This window comes from Streptomyces sp. NPDC003035 (assembly GCF_042888285.1).
Taxonomy (GTDB): Bacteria; Actinomycetota; Actinomycetes; order Streptomycetales; family Streptomycetaceae; genus Streptomyces.
The window spans coordinates 410,047-434,842 of sequence record NZ_JBIAPJ010000007.1; the positions used below are offsets into that span (position 1 = coordinate 410,047).

The window sequence follows — 24,796 nt, forward strand, 5'->3', positions numbered from 1 at the left end:
CCCGTGAGGCGCCGTCAGGGTGATGTGTCCCTGACATGCACCGCCTGTGATAGTGGCCCCCGGATGCCGGACGCACAAGACCGCACACCGAACGGGCACCGCACGGCTCCGTGGCCGTCCGCGCCCCTGCCGGAAGAACCCCAGGTCAGCCCTCGACCAGCCGCCGCTCCCCCGCCGGCACCGCCGTGTCGAGGGTGTTCCCCGGCGGCGGGAACGGGCAGATGAAGTGGTCCACGAAGGCGCACGGCGGCAGCAGCGCGCGATTGAAGTCGACCGTCACCGAGCCGTCCGCCGCGGGGGCGGCGGGGCGCAGGAAGCGGAACCGGTAGCTGTCCCGGCCACTGGTGGCGTCCGCGAAGACCGCCCACAGCGTGCCGTCGTCCTCCACCGCGACCTGGAGGGTGTGCTCGGCGCCCTGCAGCGCGAAGGAGAGCTCACCGGCGAGACCGAGCCCGCGCTCCTTCCCGTCCGCGTTCTCCACCCGGACGCTGCGGGCCCTCTCGTACGGGCGGAAGGTGCCGGGCACCACCCAGCGCTCGTCGTACGGGGTCGCCACGATGCCCCGGAAGGCGCGGCGCGCCGACGACTCCGGGTCGAAGTCCCGTACCGCCCACAGCCCTTCGCGGCGCATGACGACAAGACGGCGCCCGGCGGACTCGACCCGGGACTCGTGGATCGGCGCGTGGTCCGCCGTGAGCCGGACGCTGCCGATCAGGGGCTTGCCGTCGACAGTGATCGCGTCCTCGGCGCCCGCCGTCAGGACCACCTCGTCGCTGTCTTCGCGCCACTGGCCGGGAACGGCCGGAATTCGACCCTCCGGGTGGTCGGAGAGCCAGTACGTGCCGGTGAGGGAGAGCGGACCGTACGACGAGGAGACCGCCGCCGTGCGCTGCTCGTGCCAGTGCTGCCAGTCCTGCTGGGCGCCCTGCTGGGGATCCGTGCTCATGGCGTTCCACCCTTCCACAGGGCGTGAGCTGTCGGTACGGGGCAGGCCGGGCGGTCGGCCTCCGGCGTGCGACGACGTCACGCGAGCGGGTGACCCGGCTCAGCAGCCGCAGTCACACCCGCAGTCGCAGCAACCCCCGTCGCCCTCCCCTTCCCCGCCCCCGCAGTTGCAGCAGTTGCAGCAATCGCAGCAGCCGCTGCAGTCGCAGTTGCTGCACGCGCCCTCGCGGCGCTCCCGGCTCCACGGGTCCTCGTACGTGCCGCAGCACAGCTGGCACGTACAGGCCAGGCCCGCCCAGACCGCGCACCCGGCGATCAGGCCGCGGCGCCGGTCCGGCGGCTCGGGCGGCAGCGGGCCGCCCGGACCCCCGGGTCCGCCCGGGCCGGGGGCGTACGGGTTGCCCGGCACCGGACCGGGGGCGTACGGCCCGGGCTGGTACGGACCCGGCCCGTACGGCCCCGGCTGGTGCGCCCCTTCGGGTGCGCCCGCCCCGTGCGCGCAGTTCGTCGCCCCGAACGCCCGGTCCACCGACCGACGCAGTTCGTGCGCGAGCAGCACGTGCGCCAGCCTGCCGTTCACGAACTCCGCGTCCCGCAGCGCCAGCCGGATCCCGTGCAGCGCGTCGTCCGCGAGCCGGCGCGCCTCCTCCAGCGAGGTGCCCGTCGCGGTGAGCGGGTTCCACGCGCCCGACGCGGCGTCGGCCCGCTGGTCCTCGACGGCGTCCAGCAGGTGCGCGAGGCGGCCGAAGAGCCGGCCCGCCTCGGCCAGCGGCTCCACGTTCCGCGGCCGGCCCGCCAGGACCGCCGTGTGCGCGAAGGCCGCCGCCGTCGCCGTCTCCGTCGGCTCGGTCACGACCAGGAGCGGGGTGCCGGGCCCCGCGAGCGCCTCGATCCCGGTCTGCCGGTCGACGGCGTCCACCAGGACCGCGGTGTCGAAGCCGAGCTCGCGCCCGGTCCGCGCGCCCGCCCGGTCCCAGGATCTGGCGACCCGGCGGGCCGCCGCGGCGACCGGCCTGCGGGCCAACAGCCCGTCCCCGTCGGCCACGTGGTCCCGCACCTTCGCCGAGGCGAGGACCAGGGAGACGGCGGCCGCGAGGCGGGCGCCCTCGCCCTGCGCGACCGGCGCGCTCTTCATCTGGCGCAGCGGGCAGGGGCCCGCGGTACGACGCCCGCCGGACACCGCGCCCGTCTGAGCCTCCGTCAGGACCGAGACGATCAGGCCGTCGTAGTTGGTGACCACCCTGGCGAACTGCCCGTGATCGGCCCGAAGTGCCAGACAGAGGCCGCAGAGATGCGCCATCCACTCGGCCTTGAGGCCGTCCGTGAGCCGGTGCGTGCAGGGCCTGACGATTCCGAACAAGAGACTCCCCCGTGAGTCGCGCGCGTGGGCTGCGGCGCAATGTCAGGCATCGTATCGAGCCACCCGTTCACCCGGACGCTCCGGCCGTCACCCTTCTGGCCCGACTTTCATATTTTAAGTTGCACACCCCCTGCGGAACCTCCGTCAGGCCCCGTATACCGCAAGTTTCCTGACGAATCGCCAGAAAACCGGCCTCACGTTCTGCACCAGTACCGTCACGAAACCCGCGCGCGCCGACTATCCACTTGGCGCGCGATCCGCATCATGGACGACGATAGGGACATGCGGAACCACAAGTGACCGCGTTGAAAGGAGGCGTCCATGGGATCGGTGCGCAAGGCCAGTGCCTGGCTGGGACTCGTCGAGGACAGCGACGAGCGTTACTACGACGACGAGTACGCCGAGGGTGCCGAGAGCGGCGACGCCTGGGTGACGGACCCCCGGGTCCGGGTCGCGTCCGACTCGGCGCAGGAGCAGGGCCGCCGGATCGCGACCGTCTCCCCGGACGGGTTCCGCGACGCCCGGGGCATCGGCGAGCTCTTCCGGGACGGCGTCCCGGTCATCGTGAACCTCACCGCCATGGAGCCCTCCGACGCCAAGCGCGTGGTGGACTTCGCCGCCGGTCTCGCCTTCGGTCTGCGCGGCTCGATCGAGCGGGTGGCGACGCGGGTCTTCCTGCTGACCCCGGCCGACACCCAGATCATCAGCGGAGAGCCCGCGGGCCGCTCGCAGGACGGTTTCTTCAACCAGAGCTGAAACCGCGGCGCCGGCTCAGTGTGCGCGGCTCAGTGCGCCGAGCGTCCGGAACCGGCCGGCTCGATCGGCTCACGGGAGGCGGGCACCCGCACCTTCTCGGGAGCCACGGCCACCGGACCCTCCGGCTTCACCAGGGCCACCGGGCCCTCCGACTCCACCGGACCCACCGCGTCCACCAAGTCCTCCGGATCCACCGGGCACTCCATCACCCGCGGCAGCCGCAGTGCCATCAGCGCACCGAGGAGCAACAGGCCCGCGCTGACGAACAGCGTCACATGCAGTCCGTCCACGAAGGCGTGCCGGGCGGCGTGGTGCAGCGCCGTGCCGGCCGCACCGCCGAGCTGGTCGGCCACCTGGTACGCCTCCCCCAGCGAGTTCGCCGCGGCCCGGCTCGCGGCGTCCGGCACACCGGGGACGGCGGAGAGCCCGGGGGCGTACGCCGCGTTCATCACGCTGCCGAGCAGCGCGATGCCCATGCCCGCGCCGAGCTGGTACGAGGTCTCGCCGATGGCCGCGGCGCCGCCGGCGCTCTCCGGCGGGGCCTCGCTGAGCATCGATTCGTAGGCGGAGAAGAGCGTCGTCTGGAGCCCGAAGCCGAGCAGAACGAAGCCGCAGGTCAGCAGGAGCGGCCGGTCGTGCTGACCCATGAGGACCAGGAGCAGTACGGCGGCGGCGGTGAGCACGAAGCCCCAGCCGACCATCCGGCGCGGTCCGATCCGGCGCAGGGTGTACGAGCCGGTGGCGCCGGCCGCCATGGCGGCGAAGGTGAGCGGCAGCAGCCGGAGTCCGGTCTCCAGCGGGCTGAGCCCGAGGACCAGCTGGAGGTACTGGACGGCGATCAGCTCCAGACCGACCAGGGCCAGCATGGCGAGCACGATGCAGCCGACGGAGGTGGTGAACGCGGCCCGGGAGAAGAGCCGCATGTCGATCAGCGGGTGCGCCCGGCGCCTCTGCCTCCGGACGAAGAGGGTCAGGAGAGCCGCCCCGATGAGCAGCGGCCCGGCCGTCGGGTACGCGAAGAGGTTCTCGCCGGCGCCGACCCGCTTCACCCCGAGGACCATGCCGAGCACGCCGGCCGCGGCCATCAGCGCGCCGAGCACGTCCCAGGGTCCGTCGGCCCGGCCCTTGGACTCGGGGAGCAGCCAGCGGCCGAGCGGCAGGATCAGCGCCATCAGCGGGATGTTGATCAGGAAGACCGAGCCCCACCAGTAGTGCTCGACCAGGAAGCCGCCGAGCACGGGCCCGGTGGCGGCGCCGACGGCGGCGACCGCCGTCCAGATGCCGATGGCGGTGGCCCGCTCGCGTCGGTCGGGGAAGACCGCCCGGAGGATCGAGAGGGTGGCCGGCATGATCATCGCGCCGCCGACGCCGAGCAGGGCGCGGGCAGCGATCAGGACCTCCGGCGCGGTGGCGAGGGCGGCGACCGCGGAGGCGAGGCCGAACAGCGCGTAACCGAGGAGCAGCACCCGCCGCCGTCCGACCCGGTCGCCGAGCGTGCCGAAGAGGATCAGCAGCGAGGCACAGATCAGCGGGTAGGCGTCGACGATCCACAGCAGCGCGGTGGAGCTGGGGCGCAGGTCCTCGGTGAGGGAGGGGACGGCGACATGGAGCACGGTCGCGTCCAGCGCGACCAGCAGCAGGCTGACGCAGAGGACGACGAGGACGACCCAGCGGTTGGCTCCGCCGGCGGCGGCGCGGAGCCGTGCTCCGGCCGTGATCGTCCGCTGCATGTACGTACCTCCCAGTGGATCCCTCGCGCTCGGTGGGCGCCTGACCGGGGCGCGGGCCTCGGGGCGGCCCGGCATCGACGGGCGAGTGAGCCGTCAGCGTACGCGAGTTCACGGCCTGGGTGCGTGGTGCAGCTCTCACCCCGGTGGGCCGCGGAGTGTGGCGTACGCCACTCCGCCCGCGCCGCGCGTCGCATGGAATTCCACGCGCACAAGCGTTTGAGGCATTTCCGCGGCGTACAAACAGACTTCCGGAAAGTCACCCGGCGGCAATAGGGCAGAAGGTCATCGGATTCTCAGACGTACGCCAGGAATAGGCACCGGCCGAGACCTACTCCACATCACATCGTCATCACGAAGAGACCGGAACGACCAAGGTCGCTACTCACTCCCTGTAACGTCGATTGGGTGCGAACCGACATCTTTGCCCGGCTGGACCGGGAGCCGGAACCGCCGAAGATAGAGGTCCCGCGGATGACCCGCACGCGTCTCGCCCTCTTCGGCGGGACGCTGGCGTTCTATCTCGCCATCGTCGTGGCCGTGCTCCTGTCGACCTGGCTGGTGACCCTCGACTGGAAGATCATGCTCTTCCGGCCCTATCAGCAGTGGCCGGACCTGCACGCCTTCCTCGACTACTACGTCGTCCTCGGCCAGCGCGGTCCGACCGCCGTGATGGTGGCGGCCTGGCTGGGCTGGCGCTCCTGGCGCCAGCACACGCTGCGACCGCTCCTGACGCTCGGCGCCGCGCTGCTCCTGCTGAACGTCACGGTCGGCGCGGTCAAGATCGGCCTCGGCCGTCTCGGCCCCCACTACGCGACGCAGATCGGCTCCGCCGAGCTCTTCGCGGGCGGCGATATATTTCCGTCCGGACACACCGCCAACGCGGTCGTGACCTGGGGCATCCTGGCCTATCTGGCCACCACTCCGCGGGCCCGGCGTTATCTGTCGGCTCTCTCGGCCGTGGTCGCGCTCGGCGTCGGCCTCACCACCGTCTACATCGGTACGCACTGGCTGAGCGATGTCCTGCTCGGCTGGGCCGCGGGTCTGCTCATCCTGCTGGCCCTGCCGTGGTGCGAGCCGCCGATCGGCCGGGCGGAGACGCTGATCCTGAGCCTGCGCGACCGGCTGCGCGAGCAGCTGCGGGCCCGCCGTCGGCTGGTGCCGTCGCTGCCCGTCGCGACCGGTGGACCGCGCCCCGCGATGTTTCCGCCGCGTCCGGTGGAGGCCGAGGAGCCGGTACGGGAGACCGTCGGCGCCAGGAGCGGGCGGCCCGCCGCTCGTGGCGACGGCCGGCTGGCCCCGCCGCTCACCGCCTCCCGCGCGCACACCGCGCACGCGGCGCACGTCGTGCGCTCCGAGCGGACACCGGTCTCCCCGGCCGGCAGCCGCCGCCCGGGGCACTCGCGGCCGCTCACCGGCGGCTGAGCCCCCGTCACGACCGTACGTACGGGGAAGGGCCCCGGCCTCACGGCCGGGGCCCTTCCCCGTTCCCGCTCCGGGGATCGGGCAGGAGACAGGCTCTAGCCCACCCAGCAGCGGGTGACGGTGCCTTCCTTCACCTCGAAGTTGATGCGCCCCTCCAGGTACTCCATGGTGATGATCGAGCCGGGCGGCAGGGACCGCACCACGCTCCAGCCGTGGTCCCGGGCGAGCCGTTCGGCCTGCTCCCGGGCGAGCCCCACATAGTCTTCCGGCGGTACGGGAGAGCTCTGCTTCGATGTCATGCAACTCACGTTAGTCCCTTACCGGTCACGCTTGTGTCACAGCTTCTCGACATATGTTTGACACGAGCGCCGTCACCCGCGAGGGCTGTTTCCGGCCGAATCTCCAGCAATTGCAGGCCCTCTCCGGGCCTTCCCACAAGAGCTTCCGGAATTCCTTCGCGCGCACCGCACAAGGGAATTGAGTGATCCGGCACGGCCGCCGGGCATTCACGGTTTCCCCGCACGACGCACACACGTTCCGCCGACCGGAGCAGCGCCGCCTGCCGCCTCCCGCGCTCCCGCGCCGGGGGCGCGCATCATGTCCGGACGACCGGACCACCGGAAGGCAGCGATGGGCACCGAGACCGCGCGCGCGGCCGTCGAATCAGCGCCGAAACGGCATGGACGGGTCCTGATCGACTGGCTCACCACCACGGACCACAAGAAGATCGGGCACCTCTACCTGGGCACCTCGTTCCTCTTCTTCCTGGTCGCCGGGCTCATGGCGATGCTGATGCGGGCCGAGCTGGCGCGTCCCGGACTGCAGCTGATCGACAACCAGCAGTTCAACCAGGCGTTCACCCTGCACGGCACGATCATGCTGCTGCTCTTCGCGACACCGACCTTCGCCGGCTTCGCCAACGAGCTGGTGCCGCTCCAGATCGGCGCCCCCGACGTCGCCTTCCCGCGGCTGAACATGTTCTCGTACTGGCTGTTCCTCTTCGGCGGCCTGATGGTGGTCGCCTCCCTCGCCGTACCGAGCGGGCCGCCCGCCTTCGGCTGGACCGCCTACGCCCCGCTCAACAGCCTGGAGCGGATGCCCGGCATCGGCGCCGACCTGTGGATCACGGGGCTCGCGCTCTCCGGCTTCGGCACGATCCTCACCTCGGTGAACTTCCTCACGACGATCATCGGGATGCGGGCGCCGGGCATGACCATGTTCCGGATGCCGATCTTCACCTGGAACATCCTCTTCACCGCGGTCCTGGTGCTGATGGCCTTCCCCGTGCTCGCCGCCGCCCTGCTCGTCCTGGAGGCGGACCGGCGGTTCGGCTCGATGGTCTTCCAGCCCGAGAGCGGCGGGACGCTGCTGTGGCAGCACCTCTTCTGGTTCTTCGGCCATCCCGAGGTCTACATCATCGCCCTGCCGTTCTTCGGCATCATCAGCGAGATCATCCCCGTCTTCGCCCGCAAGCCGCTCTTCGGCTACACGACGCTGATCGCCGCGACGATGTCGATCACCGGTCTCTCGGTGGTGGTGTGGGCCCACCACATGTTCGTCACCGGTGCGGTGCTCCTGCCCTTCTTCTCCATGCTGTCGTTCCTCATCGCCGTGCCGACCGGCGTGAAGTTCTTCAACTGGACGGGCACGATGCTCAAGGGCTCACTGTCCTTCGAGACCCCGATGCTGTGGTCGGTGGGCTTCCTCGTGTCGTTCCTCTTCGGCGGTCTCACCGGCATCGTCCTCGCCTCGCCGCCGATGGACTTCCACGTCACCGACACGTACTTCGTCGTGGCCCATTTCCACTACACGGTCTTCGGCACGGTCGTCTTCGCCATGTTCGCCGGCTTCTACTTCTGGTGGCCCAAGTTCACCGGCAGGATGCTCGACGAGCGCCTGGGCAAGGTTCACTTCTGGACCCTCTTCATGGGCTTCCACCTGACGTTCCTGGTGCAGCACTGGCTCGGCGCGGAGGGCATGCCCCGGCGGTACTCCGACTATCTGGACGCCGACGGCTTCACCGCGCTGAACACCGCCTCCTCCATCGGCGCGTTCCTGCTCGGCATCTCCACGCTGCCGTTCCTCTACAACGTCTGGCGGACCGCCCGGTACGGGACGAAGGTCGAGGTGGACGACCCCTGGGGGTACAGCCGCTCGCTGGAGTGGGCGACGTCCTGCCCGCCGCCCCGCCACAACTTCGAGGCCGTCCCCAAGATCCGCTCCGAGTCCCCGGCCTTCGACCTGCATCACCCGGAGTTCGCGGCCATCGAGGAGCAACAGCTCAGGGAACTCAGCGAGCCGAGCGCTCCAGGGCCCGGGAAAACCGGTCCCTGACCGTACGGTGCCCCGGCGACCGCGACCTGACGGCCGGGCACCCGGCGGCCTAGCGGCCTGGTGACCCGGCGGCCGCTCAGCGGAACCGGCGGACGAGGACCCCGACCCGGCGCTTCAGCTCGTACACGGCGTCGATCGCAGCGCCGACGGCCCGGTGGACGCCGTCGCCGACACCGCCATGGGTGCGGCGGCTCGCGCCCCGGGCGACGAGCTCCGTCCAGATCTCCTCGTGGCGGGCGGCGATGCGCACCGGGTCGAAGCGTTCGGACGCCGTCAGCGCGGCGCGCGCGGCCTTGGCGCGCCGTTCGTCGTCCTCGATGAGTTCGAGCAGGGCCCGCGCGACGGCGGCCACGTCGTCGACCGGCACCAGGCGGCCGTCGACCCCGTCCTCGATGATCTCGCGAGGCCCGTGGCAGTCGGTGGAGACGACCGGGAGGCCGCACCGCATCGCCTCGACGATGGTCATGCCGAAGGACTCGCGCAGAGAGGTCACGGCGGCGATCGACCCCTTCACCCACTCCGGCTCCATCGGGTTGGCCCAGCCCATGAGGGAGACGTTCTCCTCCAGGCCGCGGTCCTTGATGCGCCGGGCGAGCGCGGGCTTCATGTTGTCGACCGCGTCCCCGGTGCCGTAGATCCGCAGCTTCCAGTCCGGGCGGGCCGCGGCCACCTCGGCGAACGCGTCGATCAGCACGTCGTACCGCTTGATCCGGGTCAGCCGGCCGGCCGCGACGACGATCTTCGCGGCGGGATCGGCGGGCGGCACGCTCGGCGCGGGCACGCTGTTGGGCACCGCGTCGATCCGTACGCCCGGCAGCTTCAGCCGGGAGCGGTACGACCGGGCGTCGGCCTCGGTGACCGTCGTGACGGCGTCCAGGAGCGCGTACTGGTGGCTGATCTCACGGCGGAGCCGGAAGGTGTGACCGGTCAGGACGAGATGCTCCTGGCCGACCAGGACCGGCCCGCGCCGGGCCTGCTCGGCGAGGTGGACGTTGAGTCCGGGGCGGGTGGCGACGAGCACGTCGGCCTCGACGCCCGCCAGGTGCGCGCCGATGCGGGCGTCGGTGAGCGCGCTGTACTGCTTCCACCGGCCGTCGCCGCGCGGGAAGACCTTGGCCGGCCGGGAGAAGTCGGGGTGCTCGCCGTCGTAGCCGGGGTTGTCCTTCCGCAGGTCGACGAGGTGACGCAGGGTCACCCCCGGGGGGACGCCCAGGATCGGCTCGTCGCGGTGGCGGAAGACGGAGACGATCTCCACCTCGTGGCGCTCCGCGAGGACCTGGGCGAGGGTGAACGTCGTCCGGATGGTTCCGCCGATGTGGTAGGCGTTGTGGAGCAGAAATGAGATGCGCATCGGGCTGCCGGTTCCCCCCGGTCAAGTGGTCGGTCGGTGGCGACTGTACTGCTCTCCCGGTACCGCCGCCCGCACTGCCCGCCGCACCGCCCGCCCCGGCGCCCGCTCCGGCGCCGCCTCACGGTCGGTAGCCGAGTTGGGGGACGGTGGCGCAGTTCGTGGACATGTCTCCCTGCGTGATCCAGCCCCGCCCGTCCTGCCAACGGGCCACGGACAGGCAGGTGTGACGGTTCTTCGGCGGTTCGGCGAGCTTCTCGAAGCGGACGGGGAGCAGCAGACCGCGGGCGGTGTACGGCTCCGGCCGGTTGACGAACTCCTCGACGCAGCCGCGGGTGAGCCGGTCCCCGCAGGACAGCGCCGCGTCCGTGAACCACATGGCGGCGGCCCAGCCCTCCAGTTGCCACTGGGAGAGCGGCCGGTCCCCCATCGCGGCCCGGAACTCCCGTACCGCGGGATGGCCGGTGTCCTCGTAGTTGCGGCTGGCGCCGGTCACGAAGAGCGCCTCGCGGCAGGCGGGGGACGCGGCGTAGTCACGGGGGACGGTCGAGGACCAGTTCTGCACATTGGTCACCTTGGCGGTGACGCGGACGCCCAGTGCGTCCATCGCCTCGCAGAGCCGGGCGTTGCCGTGCGTGTCCAGGGCGTCGAAGACGAGGTCGGCGCCCTGCGCCCGCAGATCCGCCGCCACGGCGCGGAAGTTGGGCAGGGCGAAGTCGACCTGTTCGTCGACGACCCGGTACCCCTCGGCCCGCAGTCCCTCGGAGATCAGCCGGGCGTAGGACGTCGAGGCGGCCTGGTTGTAGGCGACGACCGCGGCGGTACGGGCGCCGTGCTCGCGCTTGAACCAGCGGTAGACCTCGGTGCCGCCGTACAGCACCCCGTCCCAGCCGGGCGCCTCGCCGGTGCGCGGGGCGGAGCTGCCGTAGATCCCGTACAGATGCGGATAGGTGTCGTACGCGGGGGTGAGCGGCTGGCCCCCGATGTCGGGGACGCCGGCCTTGGCGACAAGCGGGGCTCCGGCGTAGTCGAGTGCGGTGGTGGCGACCAGGGCGAACACCTTCCGTTCGTCGAGCAGCCGGTGCACGCACGCGTTGTTGCCGACGCCGCTGCCGCCGTCGTCGCAGGTGACGACCTCGACCCGGCGCCCGTTCAGGCCCCCGCGGGCGTTGAGGGCGTCGAACCAGGCGCGGGCCCCGTCGCGAGGACCGGTGAAGGTGTCGCCGCCGACGGGGCTGGTGGCGCTGGTGATGACACCGACCCGGAGCGGCTCACCGCCGGAGGGGACAGTGACGGTGGGCCGCGTCTCGAACGCGCGCTCCGGGAGCCGGCTGCCGCAGGCAGTGGCGAGGGCGAGCAGTGCGGCGAGGAGCAGCGCCGTGCCGGCCTCAGCAGCCCGGAACGTTCGCACCGCTGAGCTGGACCAGGCCGCAGAGGGTCTTCACGGACACCTTCCAGGTGTCGTCCTGGAGGACGGCCGTGCCCTTGGAGTCGGGCAGGGCGGGCGAACCGCCGACCAGCAGGTCCCAGGTCACGTCCGCGTCGTTCGGCGAGGTGAACGCGATGCCCTTGACCTTCGCGGAGGACATCGCCGCGTTCTTGTCGCCCGCGAAGGCGCCGAGGACGGGCCGCATCTCCTCGCCGTTCTCGAGCAGCTTCTCCTTCTCGGCCACGGGCGTCTTCGGGTCGAAGAACGCCGTCCAGTTCTTGGTGATCTCCGCCTTGGCGGCGGCCGGGTCGGACGGCTGGTCACCCGCCGGCTCGGTCGGTGTCGTCTGTGTCGGCGCGGGCGGTACGACGGGGGTCGTCTCGCTCGACGGGGAGCCGTTGCCGTCGTCCCCGCAGCCGGCGAGTACGGGCCCGAGCACCAGCACCGACGCGGCCGCCAGAGCCGCGAGACGCGAGCGTGGGCGGGCACGAGGATGTGGGCGAGGGCGTCCACCGTGTCTCTCGAGAACCATCTGGCTCACCACCGGGTGTCCGTCGAGGCCGGACGGCCTGATGATTCCAGGGTGTGCCGGTTCCGGGCATAGTGCAAGGAAGAGGGCATCGGGGACAGAGCCGAGGGAGGTCCCGTGCCGACGTCCCGGGTACTGCTGTGGAGCGGCCTCGCGACGGCCGCCGGGGGCGCCGTGCTCTGCGTCCTCGGGTGGTACGGCATCTCCGGTGAACGTTTCGCGGAGCGGCAGCTGCCCTATCTCGCCTCGTGCACGGCGCCGGGGGCCGCGCTGATCGTGGCCGGGGCGGTCCTGATCGGGGCGGCGGGCCGGACTCCGGTGCGCGGGCCCGTGCCTCCCGCCGAGGCACCGGAGGACACGCCTCCGCCCTCCTCGGACGAGCCTCCGGTACGGGTGCCGGGCGGGACGCTCGCGCACCGGCCGGACTGCCCGCTGGTGGCCGGCCGGGAGGATGCCGGACCGGCCGGGGACGCGGAGCTCGACCCCTGTCCGGTGTGTGAGCCGTGGCCTCGCTGACGTACGACCTCACGCTCGCCGGTCTGGCGGTCGGCAGCGCGGCCGCACTCACCGGCATCGGGCTGATCGTCACGTACCGCGCGACCGGCGTGCTCAACCTGGCGCACGGCGCGATCGCCATGGTCTGCGCGTACTTCGTGCGGCAGCTGGTGGTGGAGTGGGGCTGGCCGCTGCCGCTCGGCGCCCTCCTGACCCTGCTGGTGGTCGCTCCCGGGATCGGTCTGGTCCTCGACCGGGCCGTCTTCCGGCCGCTGGCGCTCCTCGGCTCCGGGCCCGCGCAGACCCTGGTGGCCTCCATCGGGGTCTTCGTGCTGCTCGTGGGCGGGGCGGCGCTGGTGTGGGGCGGCGGAGCGCGGGCGGACGCGCCGGTACTGCTCGGCGACGATCCGTGGGTCCAGCTCGCGGTGGTCGTGCTGCTGGCCGTGGCGGTGGGGGCCGTGACGCGGTGGACCCGGTTCGGGCGGGAGCTGCGGGCCGTCGTCGACAACCGGCTGCTGGCGATGCTTGCCGGGATCGACGCGGACCGGGTGTCGGCCGTGGGGTGGGCCTTCGGCGCGTTCACCGCGGGCCTGACGGGGGTGCTGCTCGCGCCTCACGTACGCCTCGATCCGTACGGGATGCCGCTCCTCGTCGTCGAGGTGATCGCGGTCGCGGTGGTGGCGCGGATGCGGAGCCTGCCGGTCGCGATCGTGACCGCGCTCGCGATCGGCGTGGCCCAGGCGCAGCTGACCCGCCTTCACCCGGAGGGCTTCGCGGGGCCGCTGGTGCAGGCGGTCGGGGCGAACCTGTTCGTGGTGGCGCTGCTGGTGGCGGCGCTCGTCCTGCCGGGGGTCGGGGGCCGCGGGCGGGACGCGCTGCCCCCGCCGCCCGCGGGGCTGCCCCGGGTCCCGGCCGGGGCGTGGCTCACGGCCGGTGTGCTCTTCCTGCTCCCCCTGGGCTTCGCGGGCTCGGACCTGCACACCTCGGTCCAGGTACCGGCGCTCGCGATCGTGCTGCTGTCGCTGGTCGTGGTGACGGGGCGGGGCGGGCAGATCGCGCTGGGGCAGGCGGCGTACGCGGGTCTGGGCGCGCTGTTCACGGCGCTCCTGGCGGCGGGGGGCCTGCCGGAGCTGGTGGCACTGGGGCTCGCGGTGCTGCTCGTGGCCCCGCTGGGCCTGGTCACCGGGTGGCCGGCGATCCGCCGCCACGGGCTGGCGCTGGCGCTGGCGACGCTGGCGGTCGGGGTGGCGGTGAGCCGGTTCGTCTTCGCGCAGCCGTACGCGACGGCCGGCCTGGAGCTCGGCCGCCCGGCGGGCTTCTCCGACGACCGCCGCTACTACGCTCTCGAACTCGTGGTCCTGGCCGGCTGTCTCCTCCTGGTCGCGGCGCTGCGCCGGGGCCGCACGGGCAGGGCGCTCGCCGCCCTGCGCGACCACGAGGCGGGCGCGGAGGCGGCCGGGGTCCGGGTGAGCGTCCTCAAGCTCCTGGCCTTCGTCCTGGGCGCGGCCCTGGCCGCCCTGGGCGGCGGCCTGCTGGGCATGGGCCTGCGGGCCTTCGACCCGGAGGCGTACGATCCGGTCCGCGGCCTCCTCTGGTTCGCCGCGATCATCGTCCTGGGCGCCGACAGCCTCCTCTCCCCGCTGGCCGCCGCGGCGCTCCTGGTCGGCCTGGACGCGGGCACGCGGGGCGGCGTGGCGGCGGCCGCGGTGGGCGTCCTCGCGGCGCTGGTGGGCCGGCTGCCCCCGCTGACGTCCTGGCTGCCGACGCGCAGCCGGCCGACCGCGAAGGGACCGAGCGCCGCGCCCCGGCCGGCCGAGGAGCCGACACCCTCGCGCCTCCTGCCCACCGCCGACGGCACGGTGCCGCTCACAGGCGGACCCCCGGCGCCGCGCCCGATGCCAGCCGGGGCCCCGACACCCGCCCCGGCCGACGGCCGCGGCCCGGCCGCCGACGGCACTGTGCCAGCCGCAGGCGGACCCGCTGGGCCGGGCCCCATGACAGCCGGGGTCCCGGCCGACAGCCGCGACGCGGCAGCCGCCGACGGGACTGTGCCTGCCGCGGGTGAACCCGCGGCGCCGCGCCCGATGCCAGCCGGGGCCCCGACACCGGCCCCGGCCGACGGCCGCGGGACTGCTCCGGCCGCGGGTGGGCCCGGGGACGCCTCTGCCGGTCGCGCGGACGGGCGGGGTGGGGAACACCGCCACCCCCGCCGGCCCCCACCTCCCCCCGCGCGGCTCCGCGCCCGTCATCTCAGCCTCACCTACCCCGGCGGCCTCACCGCCCTCGCCGACGTCAGCATCGACCTCGTCCCCGGCCGCGTCACCGCCCTTGTCGGCCCCAACGGCGCCGGCAAGAGCACCCTCTTCGACTGTCTCGCCGGCACCCTCCGCCCCACCCACGGCCGCGTCACCCTCGACGGCACCGACATCACGGCCCGCCCCGCCCACGCCCGCACCCGGCTCGGCGTCGCCCGCTCCTTCCAGCAGCTCGCCGTCTTCCCCTCCCTCACCGTCGAGGACAACGTCCGCCTCGGCGCCGAGCAGGGCCACCACCGCTCCCCCGCCGGCACCGAACAGGCGCTCCGCCTCCTCGGCCTCTCCGGCGCCGTCCGACACCGCCCGGCCGCCGGCCTCCCCACCGGGACCCTGCGCCGGGTCGAGCTGGCCCGCGCGCTCGCCGGGGGCCCGCACACCCTCCTCCTGGACGAGCCCACCGCCGGTCTGGACGCCGCGGAGACCGCCGCCCTCGCCCGGGTCCTCGCCGCCCTCGCCGCCGACGGCCTCACCCTCCTCGTCGTCGAGCACGACCCGGAGCTCGTCGCCGGCCTCGCCCACACCGTGCACACCATGGAGGGAGGCCGGATCGTGTCATGAGCGTCGAGATCGCCCTGCGGTCCGCCCACGTCCGCTACGGCCCCTTGGAGGCCCTGCACGGCCTCGACCTGCCCGTCCCGGCCGCCACGGTCACCGTCCTCGTCGGCCGCAACGGCTCCGGCCGCACCACCGCCCTGCGCGCGCTCGCCGGGACCGTGCCCCTGACATCCGGCACCGTCCTCTGGCGCGGCGCGGACGTCACCCGTCTCCACGCCCACGACCGGGCCCGGCGCGGCCTGTGCTTCGTACCGGATCTGCGTGCGGCGTACGCGACGCTCACCGTCGCCGAGAACCTGGACCTCTCCCCCGGCGACCCGGCCCGGGCACTCGCGGCGTACCCCGAGCTCGCGCCCCTCCTCGCCCGCCCCGCCGGCACCCTGTCCGGCGGCGAGCGCCGGATGCTCGCCCTCTCCCGGGCCCTGCTGACGCCCGCCCGGGTGGTCCTGGTGGACGAGCCGTCCCTCGGCATGTCGCCCGCGGTCTCCTCCCGTACGTACCGGCTGCTCGCCGCCCTCGCCCGACCGGGCGGGGCCGCCGTGGTGCTCGCGGAGCAGCGGCCCCCGCCCGGGCTGCCGCCCGGCACGCTGCTGCACGGACTGCGGCGCGGCTCCCTCGCGTTCAGCGGGGAGGCCGCCGAGTTCACCGCAGGACGGTGAGGGGCGAGATGCGCAGCATCGTCCCGGTCATGAGCCGGTTCGGGTCCGGCCCGACCAGGGCGCGGTTCGCCGCGTACAGCGCCTGCCAGCCGCCGGCGATCCCGAAGCGCCGGGCGACCGAGCTGAGCGTGTCGCCCGGCTGCACCACATGGGCCCGCCCGCTCAGCCCGTACCGCTTCGAGCAGGCCGGCCAGGCCGCCCACCCCTGGGTGCGCAGGACCTCCTCCGCGATGGTGATCTGCTGCTGACGGGTCGCCAGGTCGGCGCGCCGGGCGTAGCGCAGGCCGCCGTGCTCCTCCCAGGTCGGCTGCCAGAACTGGAGTCCGCCGTAGAAGCCGTTGCCGGTGTTGATGTGCCAGCGGCCGCTGCTCTCGCACTCGGCGACGCAGCCCCACGGCCACTGGTCCTTCGCGCAGGCGTAGGCGGGAGCGGAAGCGGAAGCGGCGGACGTATGCGACGCCTGCGCCGCCGACTGAGCCCGCGCCACCGGCTCGGCCTGGGCCGGTGACGGGACGAGGGCCATCAGCGCGGCGGCGGACGCCCCGGCTGTCCACAATCTGATCTTCGACATCGCGGCAGGCTAGGCGCGGCACCCGCGCTCCGGCGCCGTGCCGCGCGGGGCGGCCCCCATCCCCCACCCGGTCGGAGTCACACAAGTTGCCGCACCGGGACGCGTGACCCCGGCCGATCCTTCCCCGTTGAACTCGTCATGAGACGAGCCGGGAACCGCCCGGCGTCGCACGTACCGAGTCCAGGGAGCCCCCCGTGCCGCGCATGCTCGACGTCAGCGAGGACGTACGCGCCGAGATCGGCGACGAAGAAGCGGACCGGCTGCTGGCCGGCGACAATGCACCGGGCAGCTACGACTGCACCTCCTGCCGCACGCCGGGCGACTCCGAGCAGGAGCGGACGAGCACCGTCCTGTTCGTCGGCGAGGAGACCGCCGTCCTGGCGTTCGCCCACGCCAGCTGCATTCCCTCCCAGGTGGTCCAGGTCGCCGAGGAGCAGCTCCAGGGCGCCGTCCGTTCCATCGCCGCGACGGACGCGGCGGACGCGCTCGGTGCCGCCCACCCCGAGCAGGCCGTCCTCGGGGTGACCAGCGGACTCGTACTGATCGAGGGCGAGCTGCACCCGGCCCTGGTCGTCGAACCGACCGCGCCGGTCGCCCGCCCGGGCTCGGACGGGCTGAGCGACGAGTTCCTGCCGCTCCTGATCGAGCAGGGCTTCAGGACCGTGGCCGATCTGAACCAGAAGCCGGGCATCCTGCCCGGCTGGTCCGTGCTCGTCGCCATGGGCCAGCTGCACTCCGTGCTCCAGCCGGGTACGGGCGGCAGCGGCCAGGTCGCCTGGTGGCAGGCGCACCAGCCGCTCCAGGTCACCGAGGGCTGGCGTGCCGCGGCCAACAGGTCGCACACGGTCCTGGTCTTCGCCGCCCCGGTCGGCTCGATCGGTCAGCAGCCGCGCGAGGACCTGCTGCGCGACGCCCTGGAGAAGGCGGCGGCCAACGGCCGGCTCGTCGCCGCCGCGATGCCGCTGGCCGGCACGTGACGGAACACGGGCGCACCGGCTTAGGGCCGTACGGGGCCGGTCCCTGGGTGCCGACCGTTCCCCGCCCCCGGCGGGCGCCGGTTTCCGAGAGCCGCCCGCATCCGACGGACCACGAGGTCGTTGGCACATACGTGCACACTTACGACCCACTCCGCCAGCAGTATCCGAGTCAGATCCCTTCCATGCGCCCCGCGCAGGACGTCACGTCGGGCCAGTCGGCCACGCCGATCTACGACGCCCTGTACTCGGAGTTCCGCCGGTCGTTCCGGGCGCTGCCGGGTGACCGCAGCGGCGAGGACGATCTGGGCTTCCGGTCCTTCGGTACGCCGGTGGGCTCCGGGCTCTACGGCTCGGGGTCCGGGCAGGGCAGCCGGTACGGAACGTATCCGACGGCGTGGTCGGCGCAGCACCACACCCAGGCGGCGCTGCCGCCGGGGCCCCGCAGAGGGCTGTAGGACTGGCGCAGGTACGGCGGAGGGCCGGGGCACATCGCCCCGGCCCTCCGCCGTACCGCCGTTCTCGTCCCGCGACTACTTCTTGCGGCCGCGCTTCTCGCGGACACGGACCGAGATGTGGATCGGGGTGCCCTCGAAGCCGAACTCCTCGCGCAGCCGGCGCTCGACGAAGCGACGGTAGCCGGCCTCCAGGAAGCCGGAGGCGAAGAGCACGAAGCGCGGCGGCTTGGTGCCCGCCTGCGTACCGAAGAGGATGCGGGGCTGCTTGCCGCCGCGGATCGGGTGCGGGTGGGCGGCGACCAGCTCGCCGAGGAAGGCGTTCAGACGGCCGGTGGGGACGCGGGTCTCCCAGCCGGCGAGCGCGGTCTCGATGGCCGGGACGAGCTTGTCCATGTGGCGGCCGGTCTTGGCGGAGACGTTGACCCGGGGCGCCCAGGCGACCTGCTGCATCTCGGTCTCGATCTCGCGCTCGAGGTAGTAGCGCCGCTCCTCGTCGAGCTCGTCCCACTTGTTGTACGCGATGACGAGCGCGCGGCCCGACTCGACCGCCATGGTGATGATGCGCTGGTCCTGGACCGAGATGTTGTCGGTGGTGTCGATCAGGACGACCGCGACCTCGGCCTTCTCGACCGCGGCGGCGGTGCGCAGGGAGGCGTAGTAGTCCGCGCCCTCCTGGAGGTGGACCTTCTTGCGGATACCGGCGGTGTCCACGAACTTCCAGACCTTGCCCCCGAGCTCGATCAGCTCGTCGACCGGGTCGCGGGTGGTGCCGGCCATCTCGTTGACGACCACGCGGTCCTCGTTGGCGACCTTGTTCAGGAGCGAGGACTTGCCGACGTTCGGGCGGCCGATGAGGGCGATGCGGCGGGGGCCGCCGATCGCGTTGCCGAAGGTCTGCGCGGGGGCCTCGGGCAGGGCCTCCAGGACGGCGTCGAGCATGTCGCCCGTACCGCGGCCGTGCAGCGAGGAGACGGGGTAGGGCTCGCCGAGGCCGAGCGACCACAGGGCGGTGGCGTCGGCCTCGCCGGAGGGGCCGTCGACCTTGTTGGCGCAGAGCACGACGGGCTTGCCGGCGCGGCGCAGCAGCTTGACGACGGCCTCGTCGGTGTCGGTGGCGCCGACGGTGGCGTCCACGACGAAGACACAGGCGTCGGCGGCCTCGATGGCGTACTCGGCCTGGGCGGCGACGGAGGCGTCGATGCCGAGGACGTCCTGCTCCCAGCCGCCGGTGTCGACGACCTTGAAGCGGCGGCCGGCCCATTCGGCCTCGTACGTGACGCGGTCGCGGGTGACGCCGGGCTTGTCCTCGACGACGGCCTCGCGACGGCCGATGATCCGGTTCACCAGGGTCGACTTGCCGACGTTCGGGCGGCCGACGACAGCGAGGACGGGGAGCGGGCCGTGCCCGGCCTCCTCGATCGCGCCCTCGACCTCCTCGACGTCGAAGCCCTCTTCCGCGGCGAGCTCCATGAACTCCGCGTACTCGGCGTCGCCAAGTGCCCCGTGGTCGTGCTGGTCGTTCATGAAGTCCGTTCCTTGATCATTCGTGGTCGGTGGGTGCGAACCCACTACTCAGAGTCTCACTCAGCGCCCGGTGAGGCGCCTGGCGTTCTTCAGGTGGGCGGTGAGCCGCTCCTGAATCCGTACGGTGGCGTCGTCGAGCGCCTTGCGGGTGCGCCGGCCGCTGCCGTCGCCGGCGTCGAAGGCGTCGCCGAAGACGACGTCGACGCGGCTGCGCAGCGGGGGCAGTGCCTTGATCAACCGTCCAGGACGCTCGGAACTTCCCAGAACCGCCACAGGCACGATCGGCGCCCCGCTGCGGACGGCGAAGTAGGCGAGGCCGGCACGCAGGGAGGCGAAGTCGCCCTCGCCCCGCGTGCCCTCGGGGAAGATCCCGAGGACGCCGCCGTGCTCCAGGACCGCGAGGGCGTTGCCTATGGCGTTCCGGTCCGTGCTGTCACGGTCCACCTTGACCTGCCCGATGCCCTCCAGGAAGGGCCCGAGGGGCCCGACGAAGGCTTCCTTCTTGATCAGGAAGTGCACGGGGCGGGGTGCGGTGCCCATGAGCATGGGGCCGTCGATGTTGTGCGCGTGGTTGACGGCGAGGATGACGGGGCCGGCGGCCGGCACCCGCCAGGCGCCGAGGACGCGCGGCTTCCACAGGCCGTACATCAGCCCGATGCCGATGCCACGCCCGACGGCGGCGCCCTTCGCGGAGGGCTGGGTCACTGGGCGGCCGCCCTCTTCGTGGTCCGCAGCTCCTCGACCAGGGTCACGACGCACTCGATGACCTGGTCAAGGGTGAGGTCCGTGGTGTCGACCTCGACGGCGTCGTCGGCCTTGGCGAGCGGGGACGTCTTACGGCTGGAGTCGGCCGCGTCCCGCTTGATCAGGGCCTGCTGGGTGGCGGCCACGTCGGCGCCCTTGAGCTCGCCCGAGCGGCGGGCGGCGCGGGCCTCGGGGGACGCGGTGAGGAAGATCTTGAGGTCGGCGTCCGGCAGGACCGTGGTGCCGATGTCGCGCCCCTCGACGACGATGCCGCCCTCGGCGCTCTTGGCGATGGTCCGCTGGAGCTCGGTGATCAGGGTCCGCACCTCGGGGACGGCGCTGACGGCGCTGACCTTGGAGGTGACCTCTTCGGTACGGATGGGCCCGGCGGCGTCCGCCCCGTCGACGGTGATCGTCGGGCGGGCCGGGTCGGTGCCGGAGACGAGGACGGGCTTGGCGGCCGCGTTGGCGACGGCCTCGGCGTCGTCGACGTCCACGCCGTTGCTGATCATCCACCAGGTGATCGCCCGGTACTGCGCGCCGGTGTCCAGGTAGCTCAGCCCCAGCTTGGCGGCAACCGCCTTCGAGGTGCTCGACTTGCCCGTGCCGGAGGGCCCGTCGATGGCGACGATCACGGTTTCCACGGTGGGGAACACCTTCCTGGGGTGAGCGGTGCGGCCTCGCGGACGTGCGCGGCCTACACAAGGTTACCGAGTCCCGGCCACCCATCTGGCCGAGCGGGGCTCACCGCTCCCGAACGGCACGCCCTCGCGACGCGTGCCCACCCGTTCCCACGGCTCGGCGGAGCCGCCCGCTCACCCCGCCCTGAGCGCCCAGCCCCGTTCCTTCAACGCCGCCGCCAGCCCCGGGGCGGCCGAGGGCTCCACCATCAGCTGGACCAGACCCGCCTGCTGGCCCGTCGCGTGCTCGATGCGGACGTCCTCGATGTTGACCCCCGCGCGGCCCGTGTCCGCGAAGATGCGGGCGAGCTCGCCGGGCTGGTCGCTGATGAGGACGGCGACGGTCTCGTACTGCGCCGGTGCCGCGCCGTGCTTGCCCGGAACCCGGGCGCGCCCCGCGTTGCCGCGGCGCAGGACGTCCTCGACGCCGCTCGTGCCCTCCCGCCGCTTCTCCTCGTCCGTGGACTGCAGGGAGCGCAGGGCCCGGACGGTCTCGTCGAGGTCGGCGGCGACGCCGGCGAGGACGTCCGCGACCGGCCCGGGGTTCGCCGTGAGGATCTCGACCCACATGCGGGGGTCGGAGGCCGCGATCCGGGTGACGTCGCGGATGCCCTGTCCACACAGCCGTACGGCCGTCTCGTCCGCCTCCTCCAGGCGCGCGGCGACCATGGACGACACCAACTGCGGGGTGTGCGAGACGAGCGCGACCGCGCGGTCGTGGGCGTCCGCGTCCATGACGACCGGGACGGCGCGGCAGAGCGCGACCAGTTCCAGGGCCAGGTTCAGGACCTCGGTGTCGGTGTCGCGGCCGGGCGTGAGCACCCACGGCCGCCCCTCGAAGAGGTCCGCCGTCGCCGCCAGCGGGCCGGAGCGCTCCTTGCCCGACATGGGGTGGGTGCCGATGTACGCGGTGAGGTCGAGCCCCAGCTCCTCCAGCTCGCGCTTCGGGCCGCCCTTGACGCTCGCCACGTCGAGGTAGCCGCGCGCGAGCCCGTCGCGCATCGCCGCGGCGAGCGTGGTCGCCACGTGGGCCGGGGGTACGGCGATGATCGCGAGGTCGACGGGCCCCTCGGGAGCCTCGTCCGTACCGGCGCCGAGCGCCGCCGCCGTACGGGCGCGGGCGGGGTCGTGGTCGCGGAGGTGGACGGCGATGCCCCGTCCCGCGAGGGCGAGCGCCGCCGAGGTGCCGATGAGGCCGGTGCCGATGACGAGCGCGGTTCTCATCGGGCGGACTCCTTGACCTGCTCGTGCATGTGACCGACCTCGTCCCGTACCACCACGTGGTGCTCCCTGCCTGACCCGACCTCTGCTCCGACCAGCCTAGTCAGCCGCACGGACACGCCACCGCGGCGACCGCCCTCCGAGACGGGAGGGGCGGCCGCCGGTGCACCGAGCCGGCGTCAGAGGCGTTGTCGGCGGATGAGCTCCTCCAGCGACGTGTCGCCCTGCGGCAGCGAGCCGTCCGGCGTCAGCTGCGGCAGGGACCGGGCGACCTCGGTGGCGACCTCTTCGCGGCTGAGGCCGGTGTCGGCCGCGACCTTCTGCAGGGACAATGTCACCTGAACCCGACCATGCCGCCACTCACGGTCACCCGGCGTGCGCTGCGGTCGCGGTACAACTGTCGGCATGCTGCTGCACGTCGTACCGCTGGACGAATGGTCCGCCGATCCCGAACTCCCCTACGCGCCACCGTCGTTGACCTCCGAGGGCTTCGTCCACTGCTCACCGGACGAGACGTCCGCGCTCACCGTCGCCGACGCGCACTACCGGGGCGTCCACGGACCGCTCCTGGTCCTCGTCCTGGACGAGACCCGGCTGAGCGCCGAGGTCCGCTGGGAAGGGTCGGAGGACACGCTGTTCCCGCATGTGTACGGGCCGATCGAGCGGGCGGCCGTCACGGCTCTCCTGGAGGTGCGCCGGGACGCCGACGGCCGTGCGAGGGAGCTGACCCCCTGGGTCTAGGCGTGTTGCGGACCCCTGGCGGGGTGCGCCAGCAAGCTGTACGGCATGACACCTGAAGCCACGCCCCGTCGTACCGTGCTGCTGGCCGGTGCGGGTTCCGCCGCCGCCCTGGCCACCGGCTGCGGATCGGACGGCGACGACGGCGGCTCGACCTCTCCGACGCCCGATCCGACGTCCAGCCCGACGACCGGGCCGACGTCCGGGCCGACGTCCGGGCCGGCCTCCTCCGCGCCCGCCGGGAAGGCTCTCGCCAAGACCTCGGTGATCCCGGTCGGCGGGGGCACGATCTTCAAGGAGGAGAAGGTCGTCGTCACCCAGCCCACGGCCGGCGAGTTCAAGGCGTTCTCCGCGATCTGCACCCACCAGGGCTGCACGGTCGCCAAGGTCGAGAACGGCACCATCGACTGTCTCTGCCACGGCTCCAAGTTCCGTATCGCCAACGGCTCGGTGGCCCGAGGCCCGGCCGCGCGGCCGCTCCCGGCCGAGCAGATCACCGTGTCCGGAGACACCATCACCCTCGCGTACCCTGTCGCGCATGACTCCGAAGGACCTGGTGCGTGACCACACGATCTACTCCTGCGTCATGGGGTCGCGCGCTTTCGGTCTGGCCACCGAGAGCAGCGACACCGACCGACGGGGCGTCTTCCTCGCCCCGACCCCGCTCTTCTGGCGCTTCGACAAGCCGCCCGCGCAGGTCGAGGGGCCGGGCGAGGAGCAGTTCAGCTGGGAGCTGGAACGCTTCTGCGAGCTGGCCCTGCGTGCCAACCCCAACGTCCTGGAGTGTCTGCACTCCCCCGAGGTCGAGCACATCGACGACACCGGCCGCGAACTCGTCGCGCTGCGCGAGGCGTTCCTCTCCCGGCAGGCGCACCAGACCTTCGTCCGCTACGCGGGCGGCCAGCGCAGGAAGCTCGACGCGGACGTACGCCAGTACGGGGAGCCCCGCTGGAAGCACGCCATGCACCTGCTGCGCCTGCTGATGAGCTGCCGCGACCTGCTGCGCACCGGCGAACTGACCATCCACGTGGGCGACGAGCGCGACCGCCTGCTCGCCGTGAAGCGCGGCGAGGTGCCGTGGCCGGAGGTCGAGTCCTGGATGACCCGCCTCACGGAGGAGGCCGACCACGCCTCCACCACGAGCCCCCTGCCCGCGACCCCGGACCACGCCCGCGTCGAGGACTTCCTGCTCCGCGCCCGCCGCGCCTCGGCCCTGCGCGCGCTCTAGGACGTCCTGGCCGTCCTGGGCGTCCTCTCCAGCCGGGTCCGTACGACGAAGTCGTGCAGGGCGTCGTGGGCCCCCGGGGCGTCGCCGAGCCCCGAGGCGGCCTGCGCCGCGTCCAGCACGCCGTGCAGCGCCTCCACATCACGGCGGACGCGCGCGAGGTCGACCTCCGCGGGCCCGTGCTCGGCCGTCTCCTTCGCGGCGATCAGCTCCGGCACGTACGCGGGCGCCTCGGCCACCTCCCCCACCAGGGTGGGCAGATGCGCCTGGACCTCACCCGCGCGCATCAGGTGGATCCCGGTGAGCAGCGCGCGGAAGGTGTAGAGCAGCGGCTTCAGCTCCTCGGACTTCTCGAACAGCCGCCACTGCGTCGCGGCGAACCCACGGTAGTGATGCGCGTGGTGGGCGGTGAGCACATGCGGCGCCAACGAGACCAGCCCGGCATGGGCTTCGGAGGTGTGCGCCACCAACGGGGACAGCAGCTGCTCCAGTACGTATCCGTTGCGGCGCAGCATCAGCCGGACGAACTTCCGCAGATCGTGCGTGACGAGGTCCATCTCCACGCCGTCCCGGTCCCACATCCGGGACCGGGTCTCCTCGGGCTCGCGCAGCCCGATCAGCCCCTCCACCGGCAGGAGGTGCACCCCGCGCAGGTCCACGTCCGAGTCTCGGGACGGGAATCCGTACAGGTGCGCCCCGGAGACGGTGGCGAAGACCAGGGGATCGGGCTGTTCCGCCACCACGGCGGAGAGGTCGACTTCGGGTACGAGAGCGACGGTCATGG

25 protein-coding genes are annotated in these 24,796 nt (G+C 73.0%); 11 read left to right on the forward strand and 14 right to left on the reverse strand.

The window, feature by feature from the left end; all coding sequences use genetic code 11:
* Positions 1-145 precede the first annotated feature (145 nt).
* Positions 146-946 carry a DUF1684 domain-containing protein gene (locus tag ACFYV5_RS24405; RefSeq protein WP_355115598.1) on the reverse strand — a complete coding sequence of 267 codons (801 nt, stop codon included), beginning with the start codon at positions 944-946 and terminating at the stop codon, positions 146-148.
* Between the two features lie 99 nt (positions 947-1,045).
* Positions 1,046-2,305, reverse strand: coding sequence for a DUF5685 family protein (locus tag ACFYV5_RS24410; RefSeq protein ID WP_389171806.1), 1,260 nt, complete (start codon positions 2,303-2,305; stop codon positions 1,046-1,048).
* Positions 2,306-2,626: 321 nt separating this feature from the next.
* Here ACFYV5_RS24410 and ACFYV5_RS24415 point away from each other — a divergent pair, with 321 nt between their 5' ends.
* Complete coding sequence (locus tag ACFYV5_RS24415) at positions 2,627-3,061, forward strand: cell division protein SepF (RefSeq protein WP_355115594.1); 435 nt, start codon at positions 2,627-2,629, stop codon at positions 3,059-3,061.
* A gap of 29 nt (positions 3,062-3,090) precedes the next feature.
* Here the strand turns inward: ACFYV5_RS24415 and ACFYV5_RS24420 are convergent, their stop codons facing one another.
* Positions 3,091-4,791: an MFS transporter gene (locus ACFYV5_RS24420; protein ID WP_355115593.1), complete on the reverse strand. Its 1,701-nt coding sequence runs from the start codon at positions 4,789-4,791 to the stop codon at positions 3,091-3,093.
* A 405-nt stretch (positions 4,792-5,196) separates the two neighbouring features.
* Between ACFYV5_RS24420 and ACFYV5_RS24425 the strand changes: the two genes are divergently transcribed.
* A complete protein-coding gene (locus ACFYV5_RS24425; protein ID WP_355115592.1) occupies positions 5,197-6,213 on the forward strand; it encodes a phosphatase PAP2 family protein in 1,017 nt (338 codons plus the stop codon).
* Between the two features lie 95 nt (positions 6,214-6,308).
* Here ACFYV5_RS24425 and ACFYV5_RS24430 read toward each other — a convergent pair whose 3' ends face one another.
* Positions 6,309-6,512: an I78 family peptidase inhibitor gene (locus ACFYV5_RS24430; protein ID WP_355115590.1), complete on the reverse strand. Its 204-nt coding sequence runs from the start codon at positions 6,510-6,512 to the stop codon at positions 6,309-6,311.
* A 331-nt stretch (positions 6,513-6,843) separates the two neighbouring features.
* Between ACFYV5_RS24430 and ctaD the strand changes: the two genes are divergently transcribed.
* Positions 6,844-8,547 carry a cytochrome c oxidase subunit I gene (ctaD, locus tag ACFYV5_RS24435; protein ID WP_355115659.1) on the forward strand — a complete coding sequence of 568 codons (1,704 nt, stop codon included), beginning with the start codon at positions 6,844-6,846 and terminating at the stop codon, positions 8,545-8,547.
* A 76-nt stretch (positions 8,548-8,623) separates the two neighbouring features.
* On the opposite strand, the gene ACFYV5_RS24440 is transcribed toward ctaD, so the two are convergent.
* From ACFYV5_RS24440 to ACFYV5_RS24450, 3 genes are all read right to left on the reverse strand, one after another.
* A complete protein-coding gene (locus ACFYV5_RS24440) occupies positions 8,624-9,898 on the reverse strand; it encodes a glycosyltransferase (protein ID WP_389171811.1) in 1,275 nt (424 codons plus the stop codon).
* Between the two features lie 118 nt (positions 9,899-10,016).
* Complete coding sequence (locus ACFYV5_RS24445) at positions 10,017-11,306, reverse strand: ABC transporter substrate-binding protein (protein WP_389171814.1); 1,290 nt, start codon at positions 11,304-11,306, stop codon at positions 10,017-10,019.
* Positions 11,284-11,868, reverse strand: a complete 585-nt coding sequence (locus ACFYV5_RS24450) for a hypothetical protein (RefSeq protein WP_389171817.1) — start codon at positions 11,866-11,868, stop codon at positions 11,284-11,286. Before ACFYV5_RS24450 ends, ACFYV5_RS24445 begins: the two co-directional genes overlap by 23 nt.
* Positions 11,869-11,970: 102 nt before the next feature.
* Between ACFYV5_RS24450 and ACFYV5_RS24455 the strand changes: the two genes are divergently transcribed.
* From ACFYV5_RS24455 to ACFYV5_RS24465, 3 genes are read left to right on the forward strand one after another with little or no spacing between them, the layout of a single operon-like run.
* Positions 11,971-12,369 (forward strand): hypothetical protein, encoded by a 399-nt coding sequence (locus ACFYV5_RS24455; RefSeq protein ID WP_389171820.1) that lies wholly within the window; start codon positions 11,971-11,973, stop codon positions 12,367-12,369.
* Complete coding sequence (locus ACFYV5_RS24460; RefSeq protein WP_389171823.1) at positions 12,357-15,221, forward strand: ATP-binding cassette domain-containing protein; 2,865 nt, start codon at positions 12,357-12,359, stop codon at positions 15,219-15,221. The genes ACFYV5_RS24455 and ACFYV5_RS24460 overlap by 13 nt, the downstream gene beginning before the upstream one ends.
* Entirely contained in the window at positions 15,218-15,877 is a 660-nt protein-coding gene (locus tag ACFYV5_RS24465; protein WP_389171826.1) for an ATP-binding cassette domain-containing protein, read from the forward strand. The genes ACFYV5_RS24460 and ACFYV5_RS24465 overlap by 4 nt, the downstream gene beginning before the upstream one ends.
* On the opposite strand, the gene ACFYV5_RS24470 is transcribed toward ACFYV5_RS24465, so the two are convergent.
* Entirely contained in the window at positions 15,861-16,448 is a 588-nt protein-coding gene (locus tag ACFYV5_RS24470; protein WP_389171829.1) for a transglycosylase family protein, read from the reverse strand. The genes ACFYV5_RS24465 and ACFYV5_RS24470 overlap by 17 nt on opposite strands.
* 194 nt (positions 16,449-16,642) lie before the next feature.
* Between ACFYV5_RS24470 and ACFYV5_RS24475 the strand changes: the two genes are divergently transcribed.
* On the forward strand, positions 16,643-17,425 hold the full coding sequence (locus ACFYV5_RS24475; protein WP_389171832.1) for a hypothetical protein: 783 nt from the start codon (positions 16,643-16,645) through the stop codon (positions 17,423-17,425).
* 182 nt (positions 17,426-17,607) lie between these two features.
* Positions 17,608-17,880, forward strand: a complete 273-nt coding sequence (locus tag ACFYV5_RS24480) for a hypothetical protein (RefSeq protein ID WP_389171835.1) — start codon at positions 17,608-17,610, stop codon at positions 17,878-17,880.
* A 75-nt stretch (positions 17,881-17,955) separates the two neighbouring features.
* Here the strand turns inward: ACFYV5_RS24480 and der are convergent, their stop codons facing one another.
* From der to ACFYV5_RS24505, 5 genes are all read right to left on the reverse strand, one after another.
* Entirely contained in the window at positions 17,956-19,404 is a 1,449-nt protein-coding gene (gene der / locus ACFYV5_RS24485) for a ribosome biogenesis GTPase Der (RefSeq protein WP_355115574.1), read from the reverse strand.
* A 60-nt stretch (positions 19,405-19,464) separates the two neighbouring features.
* On the reverse strand, positions 19,465-20,163 hold the full coding sequence (locus tag ACFYV5_RS24490; protein WP_389171839.1) for a lysophospholipid acyltransferase family protein: 699 nt from the start codon (positions 20,161-20,163) through the stop codon (positions 19,465-19,467).
* Entirely contained in the window at positions 20,106-20,804 is a 699-nt protein-coding gene (gene cmk, locus ACFYV5_RS24495) for a (d)CMP kinase (protein ID WP_389171842.1), read from the reverse strand. Before cmk ends, ACFYV5_RS24490 begins: the two co-directional genes overlap by 58 nt.
* 159 nt (positions 20,805-20,963) lie before the next feature.
* A complete protein-coding gene (locus tag ACFYV5_RS24500; protein ID WP_355115568.1) occupies positions 20,964-22,052 on the reverse strand; it encodes a prephenate dehydrogenase in 1,089 nt (362 codons plus the stop codon).
* 176 nt (positions 22,053-22,228) lie between these two features.
* The gene (locus ACFYV5_RS24505; protein WP_389171846.1) at positions 22,229-22,387 is read right to left on the reverse strand and encodes a YidB family protein; all 159 of its coding nucleotides are present in this window, start codon (positions 22,385-22,387) and stop codon (positions 22,229-22,231) included.
* 67 nt (positions 22,388-22,454) lie between these two features.
* On the opposite strand from ACFYV5_RS24505, the gene ACFYV5_RS24510 reads away from it, so the two are divergent.
* Genes ACFYV5_RS24510 through ACFYV5_RS24520 form a run of 3 tightly spaced genes read left to right on the forward strand, consistent with a single transcriptional unit; the run spans position 22,455 to position 24,015 of the window.
* Entirely contained in the window at positions 22,455-22,790 is a 336-nt protein-coding gene (locus ACFYV5_RS24510) for a DUF952 domain-containing protein (protein ID WP_355115565.1), read from the forward strand.
* A 45-nt stretch (positions 22,791-22,835) separates the two neighbouring features.
* Positions 22,836-23,351 carry a Rieske (2Fe-2S) protein gene (locus ACFYV5_RS24515; RefSeq protein ID WP_389171850.1) on the forward strand — a complete coding sequence of 172 codons (516 nt, stop codon included), beginning with the start codon at positions 22,836-22,838 and terminating at the stop codon, positions 23,349-23,351.
* Positions 23,326-24,015 (forward strand): DNA polymerase beta superfamily protein, encoded by a 690-nt coding sequence (locus tag ACFYV5_RS24520; protein WP_355115562.1) that lies wholly within the window; start codon positions 23,326-23,328, stop codon positions 24,013-24,015. Before ACFYV5_RS24515 ends, ACFYV5_RS24520 begins: the two co-directional genes overlap by 26 nt.
* Here the strand turns inward: ACFYV5_RS24520 and ACFYV5_RS24525 are convergent.
* Positions 24,012-24,794, reverse strand: a complete 783-nt coding sequence (locus ACFYV5_RS24525; protein ID WP_389171854.1) for a DNA polymerase beta superfamily protein — start codon at positions 24,792-24,794, stop codon at positions 24,012-24,014. The genes ACFYV5_RS24520 and ACFYV5_RS24525 overlap by 4 nt on opposite strands.
* Positions 24,795-24,796 lie beyond the last annotated feature (2 nt).

Bases quoted from the DNA above. Each gene is read 5' to 3' on its own strand.
- ACFYV5_RS24405 (WP_355115598.1), bottom strand. From the start codon at position 946: ATGAGCACGGATCCCCAGCAGGGCGCCCAGCAGGACTGGCAGCACTGG.
- ACFYV5_RS24415 (WP_355115594.1), top strand. From the start codon at position 2,627: ATGGGATCGGTGCGCAAGGCCAGTGCCTGGCTGGGACTCGTCGAGGAC.
- ACFYV5_RS24420 (WP_355115593.1), bottom strand. From the start codon at position 4,791: ATGCAGCGGACGATCACGGCCGGAGCACGGCTCCGCGCCGCCGCCGGC.
- ACFYV5_RS24430 (WP_355115590.1), bottom strand. From the start codon at position 6,512: ATGACATCGAAGCAGAGCTCTCCCGTACCGCCGGAAGACTATGTGGGG.
- ctaD (WP_355115659.1), top strand. From the start codon at position 6,844: ATGGGCACCGAGACCGCGCGCGCGGCCGTCGAATCAGCGCCGAAACGG.
- ACFYV5_RS24440 (WP_389171811.1), bottom strand. From the start codon at position 9,898: ATGCGCATCTCATTTCTGCTCCACAACGCCTACCACATCGGCGGAACC.
- ACFYV5_RS24465 (WP_389171826.1), top strand. From the start codon at position 15,218: ATGAGCGTCGAGATCGCCCTGCGGTCCGCCCACGTCCGCTACGGCCCC.
- ACFYV5_RS24470 (WP_389171829.1), bottom strand. From the start codon at position 16,448: ATGTCGAAGATCAGATTGTGGACAGCCGGGGCGTCCGCCGCCGCGCTG.
- ACFYV5_RS24480 (WP_389171835.1), top strand. From the start codon at position 17,608: ATGCGCCCCGCGCAGGACGTCACGTCGGGCCAGTCGGCCACGCCGATC.
- der (WP_355115574.1), bottom strand. From the start codon at position 19,404: ATGAACGACCAGCACGACCACGGGGCACTTGGCGACGCCGAGTACGCG.
- ACFYV5_RS24500 (WP_355115568.1), bottom strand. From the start codon at position 22,052: ATGAGAACCGCGCTCGTCATCGGCACCGGCCTCATCGGCACCTCGGCG.
- ACFYV5_RS24510 (WP_355115565.1), top strand. From the start codon at position 22,455: ATGCTGCTGCACGTCGTACCGCTGGACGAATGGTCCGCCGATCCCGAA.
- ACFYV5_RS24515 (WP_389171850.1), top strand. From the start codon at position 22,836: ATGACACCTGAAGCCACGCCCCGTCGTACCGTGCTGCTGGCCGGTGCG.
- ACFYV5_RS24520 (WP_355115562.1), top strand. From the start codon at position 23,326: ATGACTCCGAAGGACCTGGTGCGTGACCACACGATCTACTCCTGCGTC.
- ACFYV5_RS24525 (WP_389171854.1), bottom strand. From the start codon at position 24,794: ATGACCGTCGCTCTCGTACCCGAAGTCGACCTCTCCGCCGTGGTGGCG.